General features: G+C 43.6%; 26 protein-coding genes. 24 read left to right on the top strand and 2 right to left on the bottom strand.

Going from position 1 to position 20,464, the window contains the following annotated elements; translation table 11 throughout:
- Positions 1–18 precede the first annotated feature (18 nt).
- From HF966_RS07680 to HF966_RS07600, 17 genes are all read left to right on the top strand, one after another.
- Positions 19–657 (top strand): nicotinate-nucleotide adenylyltransferase, encoded by a 639-nt coding sequence (locus HF966_RS07680; RefSeq protein ID WP_168677640.1) that lies wholly within the window; start codon positions 19–21, stop codon positions 655–657.
- Positions 650–1,231, top strand: coding sequence for a bis(5'-nucleosyl)-tetraphosphatase (symmetrical) YqeK (yqeK, locus tag HF966_RS07675; protein WP_168677638.1), 582 nt, complete (start codon positions 650–652; stop codon positions 1,229–1,231). The genes HF966_RS07680 and yqeK overlap by 8 nt, the downstream gene beginning before the upstream one ends.
- 35 nt (positions 1,232–1,266) lie before the next feature.
- A complete protein-coding gene (gene rsfS / locus HF966_RS07670) occupies positions 1,267–1,638 on the top strand; it encodes a ribosome silencing factor (protein ID WP_168677636.1) in 372 nt (123 codons plus the stop codon).
- A gap of 45 nt (positions 1,639–1,683) precedes the next feature.
- On the top strand, positions 1,684–2,442 hold the full coding sequence (locus HF966_RS07665) for a class I SAM-dependent DNA methyltransferase (protein ID WP_168677634.1): 759 nt from the start codon (positions 1,684–1,686) through the stop codon (positions 2,440–2,442).
- Positions 2,439–3,647, top strand: a complete 1,209-nt coding sequence (locus HF966_RS07660; protein WP_168677632.1) for a nucleotidyltransferase — start codon at positions 2,439–2,441, stop codon at positions 3,645–3,647. The genes HF966_RS07665 and HF966_RS07660 overlap by 4 nt, the downstream gene beginning before the upstream one ends.
- On the top strand, positions 3,637–4,182 hold the full coding sequence (locus HF966_RS07655; protein WP_168677629.1) for a YceD family protein: 546 nt from the start codon (positions 3,637–3,639) through the stop codon (positions 4,180–4,182). Before HF966_RS07660 ends, HF966_RS07655 begins: the two co-directional genes overlap by 11 nt.
- A gap of 94 nt (positions 4,183–4,276) precedes the next feature.
- On the top strand, positions 4,277–4,966 hold the full coding sequence (locus HF966_RS07650; RefSeq protein ID WP_010001175.1) for a response regulator transcription factor: 690 nt from the start codon (positions 4,277–4,279) through the stop codon (positions 4,964–4,966).
- Positions 4,967–4,974: 8 nt separating this feature from the next.
- Positions 4,975–6,081, top strand: coding sequence for a sensor histidine kinase (locus tag HF966_RS07645; protein ID WP_168677627.1), 1,107 nt, complete (start codon positions 4,975–4,977; stop codon positions 6,079–6,081).
- Positions 6,062–6,331, top strand: coding sequence for an acylphosphatase (locus tag HF966_RS07640; protein ID WP_168677625.1), 270 nt, complete (start codon positions 6,062–6,064; stop codon positions 6,329–6,331). The genes HF966_RS07645 and HF966_RS07640 overlap by 20 nt, the downstream gene beginning before the upstream one ends.
- Positions 6,332–6,382: 51 nt before the next feature.
- Complete coding sequence (yidC, locus tag HF966_RS07635) at positions 6,383–7,303, top strand: membrane protein insertase YidC (protein ID WP_168677623.1); 921 nt, start codon at positions 6,383–6,385, stop codon at positions 7,301–7,303.
- A gap of 66 nt (positions 7,304–7,369) precedes the next feature.
- Complete coding sequence (locus HF966_RS07630) at positions 7,370–8,143, top strand: TrmH family RNA methyltransferase (RefSeq protein ID WP_168677621.1); 774 nt, start codon at positions 7,370–7,372, stop codon at positions 8,141–8,143.
- A 102-nt stretch (positions 8,144–8,245) separates the two neighbouring features.
- A complete protein-coding gene (secG, locus tag HF966_RS07625) occupies positions 8,246–8,482 on the top strand; it encodes a preprotein translocase subunit SecG (RefSeq protein WP_281418517.1) in 237 nt (78 codons plus the stop codon).
- A 71-nt stretch (positions 8,483–8,553) separates the two neighbouring features.
- Complete coding sequence (rnr, locus tag HF966_RS07620; protein ID WP_168677616.1) at positions 8,554–10,878, top strand: ribonuclease R; 2,325 nt, start codon at positions 8,554–8,556, stop codon at positions 10,876–10,878.
- Positions 10,879–10,924: 46 nt separating this feature from the next.
- The gene (smpB, locus tag HF966_RS07615) at positions 10,925–11,389 is read left to right on the top strand and encodes an SsrA-binding protein SmpB (protein ID WP_168677614.1); all 465 of its coding nucleotides are present in this window, start codon (positions 10,925–10,927) and stop codon (positions 11,387–11,389) included.
- Between the two features lie 100 nt (positions 11,390–11,489).
- Positions 11,490–13,046, top strand: coding sequence for a ribonuclease Y (gene rny / locus HF966_RS07610; RefSeq protein WP_168677612.1), 1,557 nt, complete (start codon positions 11,490–11,492; stop codon positions 13,044–13,046).
- A 126-nt stretch (positions 13,047–13,172) separates the two neighbouring features.
- Entirely contained in the window at positions 13,173–13,574 is a 402-nt protein-coding gene (locus tag HF966_RS07605; RefSeq protein WP_168677610.1) for a DUF948 domain-containing protein, read from the top strand.
- A complete protein-coding gene (locus tag HF966_RS07600) occupies positions 13,575–14,165 on the top strand; it encodes a hypothetical protein (RefSeq protein ID WP_168677608.1) in 591 nt (196 codons plus the stop codon). It abuts the gene before it with no gap.
- A gap of 27 nt (positions 14,166–14,192) precedes the next feature.
- On the opposite strand, the gene HF966_RS07595 is transcribed toward HF966_RS07600, so the two are convergent.
- Positions 14,193–15,644 carry a peptide MFS transporter gene (locus HF966_RS07595; RefSeq protein ID WP_168677606.1) on the bottom strand — a complete coding sequence of 484 codons (1,452 nt, stop codon included), beginning with the start codon at positions 15,642–15,644 and terminating at the stop codon, positions 14,193–14,195.
- 300 nt (positions 15,645–15,944) lie between these two features.
- Between HF966_RS07595 and HF966_RS07590 the strand changes: the two genes are divergently transcribed.
- Together HF966_RS07590 and HF966_RS07585 are read left to right on the top strand one after the other, a co-directional pair.
- Positions 15,945–16,295, top strand: a complete 351-nt coding sequence (locus HF966_RS07590; protein ID WP_168677604.1) for a hypothetical protein — start codon at positions 15,945–15,947, stop codon at positions 16,293–16,295.
- A 27-nt stretch (positions 16,296–16,322) separates the two neighbouring features.
- A complete protein-coding gene (locus tag HF966_RS07585; RefSeq protein ID WP_168677602.1) occupies positions 16,323–17,402 on the top strand; it encodes a metaphase chromosome protein 1 in 1,080 nt (359 codons plus the stop codon).
- Positions 17,403–17,428: 26 nt separating this feature from the next.
- Here the strand turns inward: HF966_RS07585 and HF966_RS07580 are convergent, their stop codons facing one another.
- Entirely contained in the window at positions 17,429–17,752 is a 324-nt protein-coding gene (locus HF966_RS07580; protein WP_168677600.1) for a hypothetical protein, read from the bottom strand.
- Positions 17,753–18,007: 255 nt separating this feature from the next.
- Here HF966_RS07580 and gmk point away from each other — a divergent pair, with 255 nt between their 5' ends.
- From gmk to HF966_RS07555, 5 genes are all read left to right on the top strand, one after another.
- Entirely contained in the window at positions 18,008–18,604 is a 597-nt protein-coding gene (gene gmk / locus HF966_RS07575) for a guanylate kinase (RefSeq protein WP_168677712.1), read from the top strand.
- An 11-nt stretch (positions 18,605–18,615) separates the two neighbouring features.
- The gene (gene rpoZ, locus HF966_RS07570) at positions 18,616–18,828 is read left to right on the top strand and encodes a DNA-directed RNA polymerase subunit omega (protein ID WP_168677598.1); all 213 of its coding nucleotides are present in this window, start codon (positions 18,616–18,618) and stop codon (positions 18,826–18,828) included.
- A 100-nt stretch (positions 18,829–18,928) separates the two neighbouring features.
- Entirely contained in the window at positions 18,929–19,438 is a 510-nt protein-coding gene (locus HF966_RS07565; protein ID WP_168677596.1) for a peptidylprolyl isomerase, read from the top strand.
- A 42-nt stretch (positions 19,439–19,480) separates the two neighbouring features.
- A complete protein-coding gene (locus HF966_RS07560; protein WP_168677594.1) occupies positions 19,481–19,858 on the top strand; it encodes a CvfD/Ygs/GSP13 family RNA-binding post-transcriptional regulator in 378 nt (125 codons plus the stop codon).
- Between the two features lie 10 nt (positions 19,859–19,868).
- Positions 19,869–20,237 (top strand): hypothetical protein, encoded by a 369-nt coding sequence (locus tag HF966_RS07555; protein ID WP_168677592.1) that lies wholly within the window; start codon positions 19,869–19,871, stop codon positions 20,235–20,237.
- The last annotated feature ends 227 nt before the right edge of the window (positions 20,238–20,464 follow it).

Here is a 20,464-nt window from a genome sequence, read left to right as displayed (position 1 = left end):
TAAAAGGTAGTCATGTCAATGCAAGGGATAGCAGCAACGATCACACAAGGGCAACCTCAGTTAGCCCCCATGCAAACGCCACACCGTGTGGGTATTTTTGGTGGGACGTTTAACCCACCACACATTGGGCAACTGGTTTTGGCTGAATGTGTTGGCCGGCAATTAGGTCTTGAAAAAGTCTATTGGATGCCCAATGCGCAACCAGTAGATGGGACGCATGCCAGTGCAATTGCACCGGCGGATCGTGTGCAGTTGGTGCGACAGGCAATTAAGGGCAATCCTTTCTTTGATATTGAATTAATTGAGGTGTATAACGGCGGACGATCGTTTACGTACCAGACGATGCTAGAACTGACCCAAGCGCACCCAGAAAATGCTTATACCTTTATCATGGGTGGGGATCAAGTGGAAAAGCTGCCCACATGGGAGCACATTGGTGAACTGGCCCATTTGGTGACATTAGCAGCTGGCAACACAACAGGCCAAAAACAGCAATCGGACTATCCGATTATTTGGTGTGATGTGCCGCAAATTCAAATTTCTTCTTCAGAAATTCGAACAAAGTTGCGCTTAAATCAAAGTGTGCGGTATCTTGTGCCCGAACGGGTAAGTTACTTGATTGAGGAGTATAATTTATATCGGGGGTTATATGACTAAATATTTTGATGGTAGTATGGTCGAATTGGAAGCCAAAGTCGCAGCACAATTGTCCGATTATCGTTTTCAACATGTGTTACGCGTGCGCGACTACGCCTGTCAACTGGCCAAACAATATGGTGTTGATATGCAAAAAGCTGAGGTAGCCGCATTGGTACATGATTATGCCAAGGAACGCTCAGACGCTGAATTTTTGGCGGTTATTCAGTCGCGACATCTCGACCCTGATTTGGTCAATTGGGGGAATTATATCTGGCATGGTGTCGTAGGTGCTGAAATGATTCAAGCCGAATTAGGCATCGATGATCCAGAAATCTTAGCTGCAGTACGCCAACATACCACTGGTGCTGGGGCTGACATGTCGTTGTTATCGCAAGTGATTTTCATGGCAGATTATTTGGAAATCGGGCGCACCTTTCCTGGTGTTGAGACGGCCCGAGCTGTGACAGCGCAGTCATTGGCAGCAGGGGTTAAATACCAGATTGTGCATACCGTTTTGCATTTGGTAGAAAAAGAAACGCCGATTTATCCAAAAAGTATCACGACATATAATTATTGGTTGCCACGCGCTTAAGCGATTGGGCCATAACGAAAGTAAAGGGAAAAATTTTGACAACAGCATTAGATGTAAAAACAGTATTGGAAACAGCGATTCAAGCGATTGATGGTAAAAAGGCCAATAACATTGTGGCATTAGACATGCAACAGGTGAGTTTAATGGCGGATTACTTTGTTATCGCTGACGCTGCATCTAACCGTCAAGTGCAAGCAATTGTGACGGAAGTAAAAGACAAGATTCAAGAGGCTGGTGGCGAAGTCAAGTTAATTGAAGGCTTCCAGGCTGCAGATTGGGTTTTAATTGATTTAGGCGATGTGATTGTGCATGTCTTTTCAACAGAACAACGTGATTTCTATAATTTGGAACGTCTTTGGCATGATGCGCCTTATCTAGATATTACAGAATTATTGGTGGCAGACTAACTAAGATGAGCGGCAGCTCGTCTTTTTTCTGTTAGAATAGAGCATATGACAAACGACAATTTACAAGAAAATTATTCAACTTTTGCAGCGAAATATGATCAACTATTTGATGATGAGATGTATACAGCTTGGGCGGACTTTGTCGCGGCACAAACGCACCCTGAGGATCTATTAGATCTTGGTGGTGGCGCTGGCCGGTTGGCCGTTTTACTCGCGCAAAAAGGCTATCAGGTCGATGTATTAGACTTGTCTACGGATATGTTATCCTTGGCACAACAACATGCATCTACGGCAGGCGTTGAGGTGAATTTACTACAAGCCGATATGCGCGAGTGGTCGGATTGGTCAAAGAAATATCCAACCATTGTGAGCTTTGCGGATGCGCTGAATTATTTGCCAACTTTGGTAGATTTTCGCGCAGCGATTCGTCAAGTAGCAGATCACCTCACATCTGGTGGTCAGTTTTTATTTGACGTGATTACCCCACATCAAGTGAATGTGGGCTATGCGGACTATTATTATAATAACGATGACGATGCCGATAACATCTTCATGTGGACAAGTTATTTAGGTGAAGCGGCCAATAGTGTTGATCATGATTTAAAGTTTTTTGTGTATGATGATACGATTGATGGCTTTAAAATCATACGTGAGATTCATCATGAACAGACTTATCCGTTAGCCACCTACCAACAGGAATTGCGTGACGCTGGCTTTACAGATATCTCAGTTTCGGCAGATTTCGGTCAATCAGCCATTCAAGAAACAACGGACCGGTGGTTCTTTAAGGCGGTGAAAGCATGAAAGTTGTTGGTTTAGTCACTGAATATAATCCGTTTCATAATGGGCATCGTTATCATATCCAGCAAGCCAAAGCAGTGACTGGGGCCGACGTTGTCGTTGCCGTGATGTCGGGCAATTTTGTGCAACGTGGTGAACCCGCATTATTTGATAAATGGACACGGACGCAAGCTGCCTTAGCAAATGGGGTGGATCTGGTGATTGAGTTGCCAACGTTCTACGCCGTCCAGCCCAGTCATATATTTGCTGAAGGGGCCGTACGCTTATTGGCGGCGATGGGCATTAAAGACATGGTCTTTGGGAGTGAACATGCGGAAGTGGACTTCTTAAAGCTTGCCGAACAAGCGCCCAGCGTGGAATCCGGTCATGCCTTTCAGGAGAAAAATCAAACCTTTGCCCAGGCCTATGCCACGCAATTGGCTGAAGAGACGGGTTTTGTGTTAGAAGATCCCAATGACATTTTGGCTTTTGGTTATGCCAAAGCGGTCCTTAAATTGGGCGTTGAGATGACATTACATCCAATCCAACGGGTGGCTGCCGGTTATCATGATCAAGGTTTTGCCGATGACCAAACCATTGCTTCGGCGTCATCAATCCGTTTGGCTTTGCATAAAGGTAAATTTGAAAAGGTGCAAAGTGTCGTGCCAGCAGCCACGTTGGCAGCATTGACAACTGCGCCCAATACGATTGCCTTTGAAACGCCATTTTGGCAGTTGCTGAAATATCGCTTAACGACTGATACGATTGGGCAACTCGGCCAAGTTTATCAAATGGCGGAGGGACTGGAACATCGCTTGGCTGCGGTGACTTTGGGTGAACCTGGGCCGAAAAACTATCAAAACTTTATTAAGACGGTCAAGTCCAAGCGTTACACCTTTGCCCGCATCCAACGGACGTTGCTTTACACGCTCTTAAACGTCAAGGTTGATCAGATGCAAGCCGCGATGCAAGATCCATATTTACGAATTTTGGGCTTTACCGATGCTGGTCAAACGTTCTTAAGTCAAATTAAGAAAACGGTCACTTTGCCATTAATTAGCAAAGTTGATCAAAATTTGGCCAAGGCAAACTTGCGCTTGGACTATAAAGCGGGTAAGTTATGGCAAATGTTAGCCAGTGACGGTGGACAACAACAAGATGTGACGCGTCAACCAATTCATTTTGTCCACAGTACGCATGAAGATGGGGGAAACACAAATGAAATTTAATAAGAATCAATTACAAAAGTATCGTCAACAAGCGCTTACAATCGATGAGACACTCGATCTTGCTGGCATGGCACAAGCCCGTTTTGAAAATACCATCTTGGCACTCTCGCCTCTCCAAGTCACTGGTCAAATTCATTATGTTGATCATGATGATTTGTTGTTGCATGCGCATATCGTCGGCCAAGTCACCGTCCCGTCATCACGTTCTCTGGCACCCGTTGAATTGGCTGTCGATATGACCATTGATGAGCGGTATATTGAAGAAGCAACCCGATTAGATGACTTTGAAGAAACTGATGCAGTCTTTGTATTAGAAAATGATACACTTAACGTCGATGAAGCCATACTTGACAACATCGTGGCTGCGTTACCTTTGCAAATTTTGACACCTGAAGAAGTCGAAAATGAGACGTTACCGGCTGGTAAAGATTGGCATGTTATCAGCGAAGAAGCCTTTGAAAATGAGAAAAAGGCAGCTGCAGACCAGCAATTGGACCCTCGGCTTGCAAAATTAGACGATTTTTTCAAAGAATGAGAAAAAACTTGCAAAAGTTTAGAAACTACTCTAAAATATAGAGAAGTAAAAGAATTGGATTCGGCTTGGCCGACTAAACTATTGAGGACAAATAATGAGTAAAGTATTGATTGTTGAAGATGAAGAAAATTTGGCAAAGTTTGTTGGTCTTGAACTCAAGCATGAAGGCTATGAAGTTGAAACTGTGTTAGACGGCCGCTCTGGGTTGGATGCCGCACTGGAAAATAATTATGATGTCATCTTGCTTGATTTGATGTTACCTGAACTAAACGGTTTGGAAGTTGCGCGTCGTTTGCGTGAAACGAAGAAAACACCAATCATTATGATGACAGCCCGTGATTCTGTCATTGACCGTGTTTCAGGTTTGGACTACGGGGCTGATGACTACTTGGTTAAGCCATTTGCCATTGAAGAATTGCTGGCACGTATCCGGTCACTTCTCCGCCGTATTGCGATTGAAACAGAATCAAGCGATAAGCATCGTTCAATTATCAACTTCAAAGACTTGCGGATTGAAAAAGAAAACCGCATTGCGCGCCGCGATGATCAAATTATTAACTTGACCAAGCGTGAATATGACCTTTTGTTGACCCTTGTGGAAAACATTAACGTGGTGCAATCACGTGAGCAATTGTTGAAAGAGGTTTGGGGCTTTGATTCTGAAGTCGAAACCAACGTAGTCGATGTTTATATTCGCTACTTACGTAACAAAATTGACGATCCAGAAAGTAAAGCATCGTACATCCAGACTGTTCGCGGAACTGGTTATGTGATGCGCAGCTGATAATTCATATGGTTGACAACACAAAAACAACTCAAAAAGCCACACGCCGTTTCTCATTAAGTTGGCAACTGTCACTGGGGATGGCGTCTGGTTTTTTTATTGTCTTCATTCTCTTTGCGCTCGTTGTGACGGCGCATATTAAGCAATACTACGGTATGCTTCCGGCACGCTTGTACCACTGGCTATGGGGCACAGTTTTTCTCGGTGGCTTAGCCACGTTCGTGTTTGCTTTTTTGCTGGCACGCTTTATTTTACGGCCGGTGAAGTCCATTGAGACAACAATTGAAGCCCTACGTGATGATCCAATGACGGATGTTCGAGCGCAAAAAACAGGCCCAAATGACGAGTTTTCTGATTTAATTAGTGTATTAAATCGGATGATTGATCGGTTGCAAAACTTAATTGCTGCTCAGCAACAATTTGTTTCGGATGTGTCACACGAATTGCGCACGCCGGTCACAATCGTGAAAGGGCACATGGACTTGTTGAATCGCTGGGGAAAAGATGAGCCAGAAGTATTAGACGATTCGATTAAATCTTCCTTAGCTGAAATGCAACGGATGGAAACGCTCATTAATGAAATGTTGAATTTAACCCGTGCTGAGCAAATTCCAATTGAAAATGTCCAAGAAATTACTGAAATCGGTGGCTTAACTCATCGGGTCTTTGAAAACTTTAAGCTCATTCATCCAGAGTTTATCTTCACATTTGACGATGATCTCACGCAAGTCGCCAACGTGAAAGTACGCCAAGATCATATGGAACAAATTTTGATTATCTTAGCGGATAATGCCGTGAAGTACTCGTCAGATCGCAAAGAAATTCATTTTGCTTTATCACAGACGGCTAATCGTGTTGAAATTGGGGTTCAGGACTTTGGTGAAGGCTTGTCGAGTGAAGATGCAGTGCGCGTCTTTGATCGTTTCTATCGGGTGGATAAAGCCCGTTCCCGAGCAAAAGGGGGCAATGGGTTAGGTTTGAGCATCGCGCAACGCCTCGTTACTGCCTATGGTGGTGAAATCACCATTGAAAGTGCGTTAGGTTCAGGCTCTATCTTTACGATTCGCTTGCCACTGTATCGAGAGGATGCTGCTCATGGTCAGTTATCAAATTAACGTGTACGGTCGTGTTCAAGGTGTTGGGTTTCGTTGGTTTACACAAACTATGGCCGAACAGTATCACCTTGTTGGTTGGGTCCGCAACCAGTTAGACGGGTCTGTGACCATGGTAGTTCAAGGGGAATCGCGAGATGTTACTGAATTTTTAGCGATCGTGGCTGAGGGTCCAGGACCCTATAGCCGAGTGGATCGCATTGAAAAAAAGCCCATCGCGCCGTTTAAAGGGAATAACTTTACCATTCAGTAAAAATTCTTGGTATAATGGTTATCTGTAATAACCAGGAGAAAAAATAACCTCATGAAACAAGTCAAGCGCGTACTAACAGTAGCTTTTGTGATTTTAGATATCATCTTGATTACCGGTGGGTATGATGAACATAGTAAAATGTATCGCTGGATTGGTCACCCATTAGCCGACATCATGACCAATATTGCGCACTTTATTGGCGGTGTTAATGGCATTGGTTGGGCAATCATCATTATTACAGCTGTCTTGCGTTTAATTTTGTTGCCATTCTTCTTGAACCAACAAGTGAATACAACCCTGAACCAAATTAAAATGCAGACATTAAAGCCTGAAATTGACAAGTTACAGGCATTGTCTCGTAAAGCTGGGACAACAGAAGAACAACAACAAGCTAGCATGGCCATGATGTCCTTATACCGTGAAAATGATGTGAGCGTGATTGGTGGCATTTCATTTCTAACGATGGCCATGCAACTCCCAGTCTTTTCAGGCTTGTACTCAGCGATTTTGCACGCACCAGCCTTGAAGGGCGCCACCTTTTTAGGTTTTGGGTTAGGAAAGCCACAGCTTGTCTTTGCCATTGCGGCTGGTATTGTATACTTAATTCAGGCGTGGTTGGCGATGCAACATATGCCTGAAGAACAAAAGAAGGCATCAGCAACCATGATGTTTATTAGTCCAATCATGATTTTTGTCTTTGCTATGATTGCTAGTGGCGCCATTGGGCTGTACTTTGTTGTTGGTGGGTTGTTTGCTTTGTTGCAGTCATTAATTTTGCATTTTCAACGACCAGGGTTGGAACAACGCGCAGCACGTGAATTTAAGATCAAGAAGACAGCTGAAGATTTGTTAGCTGATCGCACGCAAGCACCACAAGCAGCAACACCTCGTGAAGTCACGACCGGCAGCCAAACAACGGTATTGCCGCCAAAATCACAACGAAATCGCAATGCTGGAAAACAACAGCGTTAATGTTTAAGTACGTCAAGTCACTTGGCGTACTTTTGTCAGTTCTAAAGAGAACAGAAGGAGATCATAATGGATCGTATCTTATCAAATCAAAATAGCCGTGTTAAAGCTTGGGCCAAGCTTGCCACTAAAAAAGGCCGGACAGAGAATAAAACATACTTACTTGATGGCTGGCATTTAGTTGAAGAAGCCATTAAAGCACAAGCAAAGTTCCACGCCGTGATGGCCACTGAAGCGCAAATGGCGCAACATTTACCAGATGTCCCACATGGTGTTCCGGCTTTTGAAATTAGCGAAGAAGTAGCCAAGCATATTGCCGGTACAAACACACCACAAGGAATCTTTGCCGAAATATCATTACCAGACAAGACGTTTGACCCAAGTTACGTTCACGATGGGGCTTGGTTGTTGTTAGATAAAATCCAAGATCCAGGTAATGTGGGGACTTTGGTGCGTACTGCAGATGCTGCTGGCTTTAAAGGGGTCGTGTTTGGTGAAGGCACAGCTGATGCCTATTCACCAAAGGTTGTTCGGGCAATGCAAGGCTCACAATTCCATTTGGAAGTTCTAAACGGTGATTTGAATGAATGGGCCGATGCTTTGACAGCCAATGATTTGCCAGTTTACGGGTCACAATTGGATGAATCAGCACAGTCTTATCGTCAAGTGCAACCAAGTACGCAATTTGCCTTGATTGTTGGAAATGAAGGCCAAGGCATGGCCGATGAATTGGCAGCTAAGACCACGGCTAATTTGTATATCCCAATTCAAGGGCAAGCAGAAAGCTTGAATGTGGCCATCGCTGGTGGCATTTTGATGTTTAGCTTGGCAGCCGGCAACTAAGTTCGTCGAAGTGACGTGCAGTAAACGTCTGAATGTTTCTGTGCAAAGCGTAGGATTCTTTGTTATAATAAGAATTAATGATTTAAAGTAGGGGTTATGACTGTGGCACAAATACTCACCGTTGCTTTGATTGTCGTGGGTTTCTTGCTCATTGTGACAGTCATGATGCAACCAAGTAAACAACAAGATGCATTGTCCGCTTTGTCGGGTGGTGCTGGCGATTTATTCGCCGAACGTAAGTCACGCGGGTTTGAAGCTGTCATGCGCCGTGCTACTGCCATTTTAGGCGGGCTCTGGTTCATCATTGGCTTTGCCCTCATGTACTTATCAGCACATTAAAATTAATAAAGGTCAGTTTGCTCTTTTTGTAGACTGACTTTTTATTTTGGAAAAATATAGAAGGAAAAAATATGGCATTAGAACAATTAAAATCTCAAATTGGTGGCTTTTTAAAGGCTAACCGCGAGCAAGCCTTTACTGCACAAAATATGGCCGATGGGCTGCGGATGAATTCAGCCGCTGCATATCAAGAGGTCGTTAACGCGATGCATGCGCTTGTGCGTGACGGTGAAGCCATCGAAACAGACGGCCAATTCTCATATAACGTCAATGCTGGCTATGTCATCGGCGAATATCGTGCCAATGATAAAGGCTTTGGTTTCGTGAAGTATGATAGTGAATTACCGGACTTTTTTATTAATCCTGAAAACACTTTGCAAGCTATGCAAGGGGATACGGTGCGAGTTTCAACAGTGAAGCCCGCCCCGGCCCCAGATCGTGGCCCAGAAGGTAAAGTCGAAGAAATATTAACGCACGCATTTGAACGCGTGGTCGGCACGTTTTCACTTGGTTCGGAAGCCAAAGGGATGATTGGTGAAATCAAACTCAGCGATAAAAAAGCCATGGGCTTTAAAGTATTGGTGAGTGGGGATGGTCTCACACCAAATGACGGGCAAATTGTCGTGGCAGAGGTCTCACGTTTCCCAGATAAAATACATCCACGTGAACTTGTGGCTGCAGTCACAGAAACGCTCGGCTATAAAGATGAACCGGGCATGGATATTTTACAAATTGTCTACGCCAAGAAAGTCCCAAGCGAATTCCCGCAAGCAGTCCTTGATGATGCGGCAAAGATTCCAGTGGATGTCCCAGAATCTGATTGGGCCGGCCGTGAAGATCTCACAGAACAAACCTTAGTGACTATTGATGGCGCAGATACCAAGGATATTGATGATGCGGTTGTTGCTTGGAAATTAGATAATGGGAATTATCATTTGGGCGTGCATATTGCTGATGTCTCACATTATGTGACAGAAGGCTCAACAATCGATGCTGAAGCCTACACACGTGGGACTTCTGTGTATTTGACGGATCGCGTGATTCCAATGTTACCGCGTAATATTTCAAATGGTATTGCCTCATTAAATCCAAACGTCGTCCGTTTAGCGATGTCGGCTGAAATGGAGATCAATCCCGAAGGTCGTGTGGTGAACCATCGTTTGCATACATCAGTAATTAAGTCCCACGCCCGTATGACCTATGATGCGGTGAACAAGATTCTTGAAGGTGATGTCTTTGTCCAAGAAGAGTATGCCCAGTTGACCCCAATGTTTAAAGTGATGGGTGAACTACATGAAATTTTGTATAACATGCGCAAGCAACGGGGAGCAATCGAATTTGATGCACCCGAGGCACAAATTATTGTCGATGGCGAAGGAAAAGCAATTGATATTAAGCTACGTGAACGTGGCACAGCAGAGCGCATGATTGAATCCTTCATGCTGGCAGCCAATGAAACAGTGGCAGAACATTTTGATAAGTTAGAAGTGCCATTCCTCTATCGTATTCACGAAACACCAGATGAGGAGCGGGCCAAGTCATTCTTTGAATTTGCTAAAGCATTGGGGCATCCTGTTTATGGTGATCCAAGCAAGGTGACACCAGGGATGTTGCAACAATTAATGGCTGATGTTGCAGGCGACCCAGCTGAACAAATGATTTCTACCATGATGCTGCGGGCGATGAAACAAGCCAAGTATTCACCGGACCCAGTCGGTCATTTTGGCCTCGGGGCATCATACTATACGCACTTTACGTCGCCAATTCGTCGTTATCCTGATTTGACGGTACACCGTTTAATTAAGTGGTATCAAAGCCATGGTTATGGCGTCGAGGCCCAAGCGAAGTATGCTGATAAACTTGGCCAAATTGGCGAAGACACGAGTACGCGTGAACGTCGGGCGGTCGATACGGAACGTGACGTTGATGCGTTGAAAAAAGCAGAGTATATGCTCGATAAGGTCGGTTTGGAATTTGATGGTGTGGTCAATTCAGCTTTGAAGTTTGGCTTGTTTATCAGTCTTGAAAACACGGTTGAAGGCCTGGTGCATATTTCTAATTTGACCGATGATCACTACGAATATGATGAATCACATGCGGCCTTAATTGGACGTTCAAAGCATCGGATTTTCCAAATTGGCCAAAAAGTGCGTGTGAAAGTTTTGCGTGTGAATAAGGAAGAGCGCACGGTTGACTTTATCCTCGTTGATCCAGAAAGTGCCCCAACGACAGATATCCGTGTGGCTTCAAAAACAAATGGTAAATTTGGTAAAGGGCGCAATCGTGAAGAACGACGTAAAAACGAGCGACGTGGCAAGTCTGAAGGCCCACGCCAACGTCGCGGCAACTTGGATGCAAAACAAGGTCAAAAGCGTGATGCCAAGCGAAATTTCTAAGCGTTTGCCAAGATAATTTGCAGATGACTTGATGGAGGGAATCAAGATGGCCAAAAAGCCACAAAATACAGAAAAATATCTGGCCCAAAATCGGAAGGCACGGTTTAACTATGCCATTGAGGAAACATTTGAGGCTGGTATGGCGTTGACTGGCACGGAAATCAAATCCGTTCGTGCGGGTCAGATCACCATCGGGGATGGGTTTGTCACGATTCATGATGGCCAAGCCCTGTTAACCAATGTGACGATTGCTGCCTACGCACAAGGCAATCAGTTTAACGTCGACCCTGTGCGTACACGCCAATTATTATTGCACAAGCGTGAAATTAGTACTTTGAACCGTGCGGCCGCCATGCCGGGCGTGACGATTGTCCCGCTGAAAGTTTATTTAAAGCATGGTTTTGCCAAAGTATTAATCGGAATTGGCCGTGGTAAAAAGAAGTATGATAAACGTGAGGATATCAAACGCCGTGACCAAGAACGTGAACTTGGCCGCCGTTTGAAACATTAAGGGTTGCGGGTGCTTGGGGTTTGACGTTAGGCTGGTTTACGGCTATACTTAATATATGTGAAATAGTTAAAATTTCACAAGCTGAAAGGAAATGATACCTATGGTAGTAACACTCATTTCAGCGCTCTTCGCAATTGTAATTGGTCTCGTTGCGGGTTATTATGGTCATCTTTGGCAAGATGACAAACAAATTAACTCGACGAAGCAAATTGCAGCTAACATTCTTGAACAAGCAAACAAAGAAGCTAAAAGTCTCACACGTGCAGCGAAAACTGACGCAAAAGAAATGGCCCAAGATTATCGTAATCAAGTGGATTTAGATTTCAAAGACCGTCAAAAGCAGTTGCAGCAACAAGAACAACGGCTTGAAGATCGTATCTCGAACCTCGACAAGAAAGATGCGGCCTTGAATCAGCGTGATGCGCAATTGATTCAAAAAGAAAACCAAGTCCAGCAACGTTTGGATGATGCCAATCAAAAGAAAACAGTTGCTGATGATTTGGTAGCGGCCCAACAAGAAAAATTGGAAGAAATCGCCCAATTGACACCTGTTGCCGCAAAAGAACAAATTTTAAGTCAAACGAAACAAAGTTTGGTACGTCAACGCGCCGCTTTAGTGAAAGAAGCTGAAGACGACGCGACAAGTGAAGCAGAAAAGCGGGCGCGTAACATTATCGTTCAGGCCATTCAACGTTCATCAGCAGACGCTGTCGCTGATGTGACGGTTTCTGTTGTTCACTTACCAAGCGAAGACATGAAGGGCCGAATTATCGGTCGTGAAGGTCGGAATATTCGTACATTGGAATCATTAACAGGAATTGATTTAATCATTGATGACACACCAGAATCAGTTGTCTTGAGTGGGTTTGACCCTGTTCGACGTGAAATTGCCAAGATGGCATTGGATGCGTTAGTGGCTGACGGTCGGATTAATCCGTCACGGATTGAAGAAACCGTTGAAAAGGCCCGTCGACAAATTGATGAAACGATTCGGGAAAAGGGTGAGGCAGCCGTCTTTGAGCTTGGCTTACGCGGCCTGCACCCAGATTTGATTAAAATGATTGGACGAATGAATTATCGGACGTCTTATGGTCAAAATGTGCTCCAACATTCAATCGAGGTCGCAAAACTTGCGGGAATGATGGCAGCAGAGCTTAAAATGGATGTCGCGCTTGCGAAGCGCGCTGGATTAATACACGATATCGGTAAATCAGTAGATGCTGAAGTCGAAGGTTCCCATGTTGAATTGGGCGTACGACTTGCCGAGAAGTTTAACGAAAAACCAGCTGTGATCAATGCCATTGCATCACACCATGGGGATGTACCAGCCACGTCACCAATTTCTGAATTAGTGACTGCTGCTGATGCGATTAGTGCCGCACGTCCAGGGGCACGAAGCGAATCACTTGAGAATTATGTCCAACGTTTGAAGGATTTAGAAGCGATTGCCAACCGTTATGACGGGGTAGAAAGTGCTTTTGCCATTCAAGCTGGGCGTGAAGTTCGGGTGATTGTGGAACCAACAAAGTTAACGGATATTCAAGCCACGGTTTTGGCACATGATATCAAGACAGATGTTGAAGAAAAGCTAGAGTATCCTGGTCATGTCAAAATTACAGTTGTCCGTGAAACACGCGCGACTGATTATGCCCACTAATAAACAAAAGTTACTCGTTGAGTAACTTTTTTTGTTATACTAAGACTATATGAAAACGATATTGTTTTCATATAAATTTAACAAAACTGCAGTAAACGAATTTAATATCACTGTATGGAGGGATTTATGGAACCAGGACAATGGGCACTTATCATTTTTGCGGTCGCTTTCTTACTACTGGTATTGTTTATCGGTGTATTCTTAATGCGCTTAACACAATCACTCAAGGTGATTACGTTAGATGTGGATACGATTGCCCGCTCGAGCAATGAAATTCTTGGCAACGCCAATACACTGTTGAATGATGTCAACGGTAAAGTGAAGACGTTGGACCCTACAGTACAAGCAGTAGCCGATCTATCTGTCACTGTTTCACAATTGAATGCATCGGTACAAAATGTGACAAGTAAGTTTTCGTCTGGCAAGGTTGCCAGAGGATTTGGCGCAACTGGCATGGCAGCTTCTGTTGCCAGGTCTGCAATGCGTAAGTACGGCCACAAGAAGTCAGCAAAAAAGGAGGCAAAATAAATGTCAAAAGTAAAAGGATTTTTCATTGGCGTTGCTGCAGGGGCAGCAGCCTATGCTGCATTTAAAGCGTTGCCAAAGTATCGGCAAGATGAATTGAAGGCTAAAGCAACTGAAACATCTGAATCATTACGAGAATCAGCTTATGATGCGGCATATGCCGCAGCTGACTTTGCTGGGGATGTGACAGAAAAAGCTAAAGTAAAGGCCAGCGAACTAAAAGCCAAGAGTCAAGATAAGTATAGTGAACAAATCGATTTGGCGGCCGATCAAGTGAAGCATTTGAGCGATCAAGCGACACCATTGGTTAATAAGGCGAGAGATGCTGCACTGGCCTATGTTGACAAGGCACAAACCTCTTTGAGCGATTTGCGCGACAAGTTTAACACGCAAGACATTGAATTGACGCAGGATGACTTAACGTTAGATGAAGCGCTTCGTGATTTGGCCGAAGAAGCCCAAGTGGCAGCAGAAAGCGTGGCGGACAAGACGACCGACCAAGTGGCTGAGACAACACAACAAGTTACGGCAAATGCTGAAAAAACCGCCGATAAAGTAGCAGAAAAAGTCGATCAGACAAAAAATAAGGCCTAAAAAAAGCTCACATCATGTGAGCTTTTTTTATTGAACGCCTTGCATCAAAGCTTGAATACGTTTTGAAATAAAGACTAAGATGACGCCCAGAAGAACAGAACCTAAGCCGAAATAGAAAAAGTAAGCAACTTCGTTTTTAGCATTATATAACGTCACCAGTTGGGCGTTTAAAGCCGAACCAACAGCAGATGTCAAGAACCACATCGACATCATTTGTGAGTTAAAGGCTTTAGGGGCCAACTTCGTAGTGACTGACAAACCAACGGGTGAAATCAACATCTCACCAATAATGACGAGGGCCCATGAGCCAACTAACCATAATGGTGAAACTTTACCGCTCGTACCATACAGTGCGCCAGGCACAGCCATAATCAAGAAGCTGAGGCCGGCAAACATTAAGCCAATGGCAAACTTCATCGGTGAAGAGGGTTGGTTTTTCTTCCAAGCCGTCCAAAGCCATGCAAAGAAAGGCGTGTACAACATAATAAAGAGTGGATTTAAGGATTGGAACCATGAGACAGGGAACCATGAAGCATCCACACGTTCTGCGGCAAAAGTTGCTAACACAACAGAGCCCTGTTCTTCAATTGCCCAAAACAAAACACTTGCGATGAAGAGTGGAATATAAGAGACCACGCGCAACCGTTCGGTCGGTGTGACCTTGGTTGAAGCAATCATCCAAACAAAATAAAAGACCGGGATGAGAATGGCCACAACCGTTAATAGATTAATGTAGTCAGGTAGTGAATTCCAACCAACCAGATTCATCATCACGATGACGGCAATTAAGCCGACAACGCCCAAACTTACTTTTAAAATGAGTGGTTTTACTTCTTCTGGCTTTAGCGGATCAGTTGGCTTTAAATATTGTGGATCCAATGTCTTAAGCCCACCAAAATGATAAACAATTAAACCAATCAACATGCCAATGGCAGCCAACGAAAAGGCAACGTGATAACCAGCTGCTTCTTGGGCAGCGCCAACGGCAAGTGGTGCCAAGAAGGCCCCTAAATTGATACCAAACACGAAAATTGAGAAGCCGGCATCGCGGCGGCGATCATTTTCCGTGTACATTGTCCCAACTAAAGTAGATACATTAGGCTTTAGGAAACCAGTACCCAAAATAATTAAGATGATTGAACCAAACAAGGCGCTTGCGCCAAACGGCATCGCTAAGACGGTGTGCCCAAGCATGATCAAGACGCCACCCCAAAATACTGATGGGCGCGCCCCGAGCAAACGATCGGCGACGAATCCGCCAATTGCGCCTGAGAGATAAACCATTGAGGCATAAATTGCCATAATTGATGCGGCAGTTGTTCGAGTAATATGCAAATCACCGGTACTGATGAGATACCACATGTAATAAAGCAAGATTGCACGCATACCATAATATGAGAAACGCTCCCACATTTCGGTCATAAATAAAGTTAATAACCCTAAAGGTTGACCGAGAAATGTCTTTCCTTTGTCTTCCAAGATAGTCCTCCAATTGACTTTTGGTAAGCAGTTATTGCTATAACAACGTTACCAAGATATTTATTAAAAATACCTTTCTAGTCTACGCTAAATTACTGGAAACTACAAATAATTTACAAACGTAATATTTTATTCAAACCGATGATGATTTGCACATTGACAGGCCAATGTGCTGCAGTTTGTGCAATTGATTTGAAGTAAATCGGGGCAATCAGTGGTCAGCGGCATGATTTATCTGTACAATAGGTAAAGAATGAATTTAAGTTAAAGGAATGGCGTTGCAAGAAACGTCGCATAAATATGGCAAAAGAAAAGTTTGACGCAGGGGCATTTTTATCATCCCTCTTCCACTACGCACACGATTTTAATTATAATCATATTGTTTTTGAGGCAAATCGTTACAAGATTTCAGTTAATCTGGTGCGTAAATCAGCAACCTATGGCAATGCCGATATGTTTTATGTTTCGGCAGATACCAAGGCTTTTGCACCGGTCATGTCAGCAATTAATGCCGCCATTGAGGTAGCTGAACTTGCCGGGAAGCAACAGGCGAGTGTTGCCACGCCGGCACTTGAACGAGAGACCCAAGTCTTTCAGTTCCGTTTGCGCGAATTTGGTAATGGTAAGTACAGTTTGGATCTCAGTATTTAAAGTCGAGAGAAAGGACCACACGACAGCATGAAACAAGGTAAGTCAGCACAAATTAAAAATATCAAGCATCGCCAGCAACAACAAAAGTTTTTGAACAAGCATAAGTTGCCTGAATTCAATTACAATGAGTTTGCCGGATTTTTGCGAGCCCGTTATTATTTAACCCATCATCAAAAGTATGCGCCGGAAACATTTGAAGTGGCGTCATTCTTTTTAGATGATGTGATTGCGATGATGGTCAATCATAATTTCACACAGTTTACCAGTAATGAACGTGCGGTGGTCAAGTTAAATGAAGTGATGCAAGCGGCCTTGGTGAATAGTGACGATCGTGATTGGCGTTATTTTGTCATGTTGGTACCAGTCCTTTATGATATGCAACAATTTATCGTGAAAGAGGGCAGTGTCAATGAGCGTTTTGTTGCTCAGGCCCCAAAGTTTGATATTAACTTCTGGCGCATGATTATGCGCACCGTCATGGCGATTAATTTCTTTAAGTGGCAGGGAAAAGATGTTGCTGAAATGATGAAGACCTCTTCGGCTATTGATGATCTCCAATTTAAGTTTTTACAGGCAGACGATCAAGACGACCATTTTAATTTGTCGGTCATTGCTGAGACCTTTAGAGGGTTAGCACCGCAGCTGCAACCGTTAAAAGGGGCTGCTGATGTGACAGTGCATACTCCCGCACTCACCCAAGCGCAAGTGCAAGAAGAATTAGCCTATGCGGATAAGCGCTTAGCCCAATTCAAGGCAGCATCAATCAAGGACGTGGTTAGCGAAAATGTCGTCGGGATGTTACGTGGTTTTCATCAGGGGATCGCTTCAGAATATCAGGCCACTCATGAGACATGGGAACCAGCAATGTTTAATGGGTTGGCATCGGCACACCTTTTTGAATACTGGGCGCCACAATGGGAAAACTTAGATGGTATTGGTGGCGAAGTGAAGTCTTATCTGACTTTCCTAAGTGAGAAGCAAGACATTCAAGGGTTAAGACAGTTCCTCACAGGTACTGCTGCGATTGATCGCTATATTGACGTCGCCGCACTCAACTACCGCCTTGGGCAATTGTCAGATGACAAATTGGCAGAATTAGTCATGTAAAAAAAGCCGCGCAATTGCGCGGCTTTTTACTGTGAGATAAAGCGGATAGTACCCGGTAAGATGATTGTCATTTGATGTGTTTGTGGCGATTGGACTAATATTTCACCGTGGTCATTTTGGTACACGTAACCTGAAAAATCAGTTACGTCCTCGGCGAGTAATGAGTTATTAACTTGAATTGTGGCCACTGACTCTGAATTCAATGCGGCTGTTAAACGCACAATTAATTCGTCAGCGGTCAATTGGCGCTTCAAAGGCACACGCTTTTTAGGCGTGAACATTTTTTTAAGGCGACGCATATGATATTGTAGTTGCGATGCAACGGGTTGGTGTACAAGATAATTTTGCATAAACTTGCTCCTTGAATCATACGATATCTATATCATACGAACAAACGTTCAAAAAAGCAACCCCTAAATTTAAAATGGCGTCGTTTATTTTGATGTTCGGGTATAAGATTGTTGATAAAACAGGGTGTAATGTGGATAACGTCTAATCTTGTCCATGGGAACAAATATTCCGATTTTGTGAATGCACGAGTAACCGTTGAATATCAAGGGGAAAGCCGGTATAATGTTATCATTAGTACGTAAAGAGGATAAATGATGACGCAGCGTGGTTTACTAATTGTGCTTTCAGGCCCTTCTGGTGTAGGTAAGGGAACTGTGCGCAAAGCAATCTTTGAAGAAGATGGCATTGATTTTCAATATTCGATTTCAGCAACAACACGTCAACCGCGTGTTGGCGAAGTTGATGGTGAAGATTATTTTTTTGTTTCTCGTGATGAATTTGAAGAAAAAATTGTCAACGGGGACATGCTTGAATATGCCCAATATGTGAATAACTACTACGGCACACCGAAAAGTTTCATCGACGAGACTTTGGCGAGTGGCCGTGATGTATTTTTGGAAATTGATGTTCAAGGCGCACTGCAAGTCAAGTCGAAGATGCCGGAAGGGATCTATATTTTCTTGACACCACCTGATTTGACGAACTTACGCGAACGATTAGTCGGTCGGGGGACAGATTCACAAGAAGTGATTGAAAAGCGTGTTGCAGCCGCACGTGATGAATTGAAACAAATGATCAACTATGACTATGCTGTTGAAAATGATCAAGTCATTCACGCTGTTGACCGCATCAAGGCCATTATTACGGCTGAGCGCTTACGCGTTGCCCGCGTTTTTGAAAAGACACTATAAGGAGAATTACCATGTTACTTTATCCATCCGTTGATAAGTTGCTTGAAAAAGTTGACTCACGTTATAAGTTGATTGCCCTCGGGGCAAAACGTGCCCGGGAATTAGACGCGGGACTGCCTGCAACGCAAGAGAAGTTTAATTCGAATAAGTCAGTTGGTCAAGCATTAGAAGAAATCGAAAATGGCGACGTTATTATTGACCCTGAATTAGAAGATCAAGTTTAACCGACGTAATGAGAACACTCAAAAAACACCTATCGCACGATGTTGATGTCGGATCGGGTGTTTTTAAATTGAAAATGATAAGTGTAAAAAGGAGCATATCATGATAGATTATCCACAACAAGATGCTGCCAACTACCCAGGACCAGTGGCAACATTTAAAACAAACCATGGCGACATTCAAATCAAGCTTTTTGCTGATTTGACACCAAAGACTGTCGAAAACTTCACGACACATGCCAAGAACGGTTACTATGATAACGGCATTTTCCACCGTGTTATTCGCGACTTTATGATTCAAGGTGGCGATCCTGAAGGTACTGGTATGGGCGGTGAAAGTATTTGGGGCGGTAGCTTTGCTGACGAATTTTCAGATAAACTATTGAATGTCCGTGGGGCGTTGTCGATGGCTAATGCTGGCCCTAACACAAATGGGTCACAATTCTTCATTGTACAAACAGAAGAGACACCTTGGCTTAATGGAAAGCACAGTGTCTTTGGCCAAGTCATTGCGGGGATGGATATTGTGGATAAAATTGCGGGTGTCGCAGTTGATATGTATGATAAGCCACGCGAAGATGTTAAAATTGAAACGATTGAAATTGCAGACTAAGCGTCTGCTTTTTTTGTTATAATGGTAATGAGGATTTAAATTATGACTTATCATATTGGACAAAAGCTGAAAGGGCGTATCACAGGGATTCAACCTTATGGTGCATTTGTCATGCTAGACGACCATACGCAAGGGTTAATTCATATTTCTGAATGCCGGTCAGGCGTTGTGCGTGATTTGAAAAACGAATTGGAAATTGGTAAAGAAGTGGTTGTCACAGTGTTAGATATCGAACAATACACGAATAAAATCAGTCTGTCTTTACGTCAAGATAGCTTGTTGCCATTACCTGTTTTACCGAAGAATATCAATTTGCGAAAACATTTTTGGACGAACAACTATTTGAACTATGGCTTTGCGCCAATTGCTGAACATCGGGATCAATGGGTAGCTGAAGCATTGGCACGTATTGGTCAATAAAGGAGAGCACATGTCACTTATCGCTGCAACTGCAATTGCTTATGAGAATAACTTACCTTACTTTTTGGTTGAAAAGCAGGGCGATGACTATCGTTTTTTCACAGCCAAAATGCATCGGCACAATCAAGAAACGTCTTTAGGGGTTGTTTTACGAGAATTAAAAAAGATGGGATTGGCGGATTTTGACAACTGGCGTTTAGGTGAATTGACCAGTGTGAAAACAGATGGCCAACTGCTATCACTTTATTCCTTTGAAGTCACAGACATGGCTGCGATTACAACGGCATTGGATAATCAACTAACCTTTGTGCCAGCAAACAAGTTACATGGCTTGCTAGAAACCTTACAAACAACAGCTTTCGTGAGTTTTGAAGAATAAACAAAAAGAAAGTGTTGACATTTTTTAAAAAGCGCGTATAGTATTAATAGTTGTCTGATACGCAAACAACTGCTGATAAAAAGCTTATCAAAAAAGTTTTTAAAGAAGTAGTTGACAAGTGATTAGCAACGTAGTAGAATAATAAAGTTGTCTTAGGGGCGCGAAAGCGCAGTGAGATGATTGCGAAAAAACATTTTAAAATAAAGTGTTGACAAGCGATCGTTAAG

Origin of the sequence: Leuconostoc holzapfelii (assembly GCF_012396485.1) — a bacterium.
In the GTDB taxonomy this organism is placed as follows: Bacteria; Bacillota; Bacilli; order Lactobacillales; family Lactobacillaceae; genus Leuconostoc; species Leuconostoc holzapfelii.
Note: the sequence above shows the minus strand (reverse complement) of the source record. Positions and strands in the feature narration are given on the sequence as shown.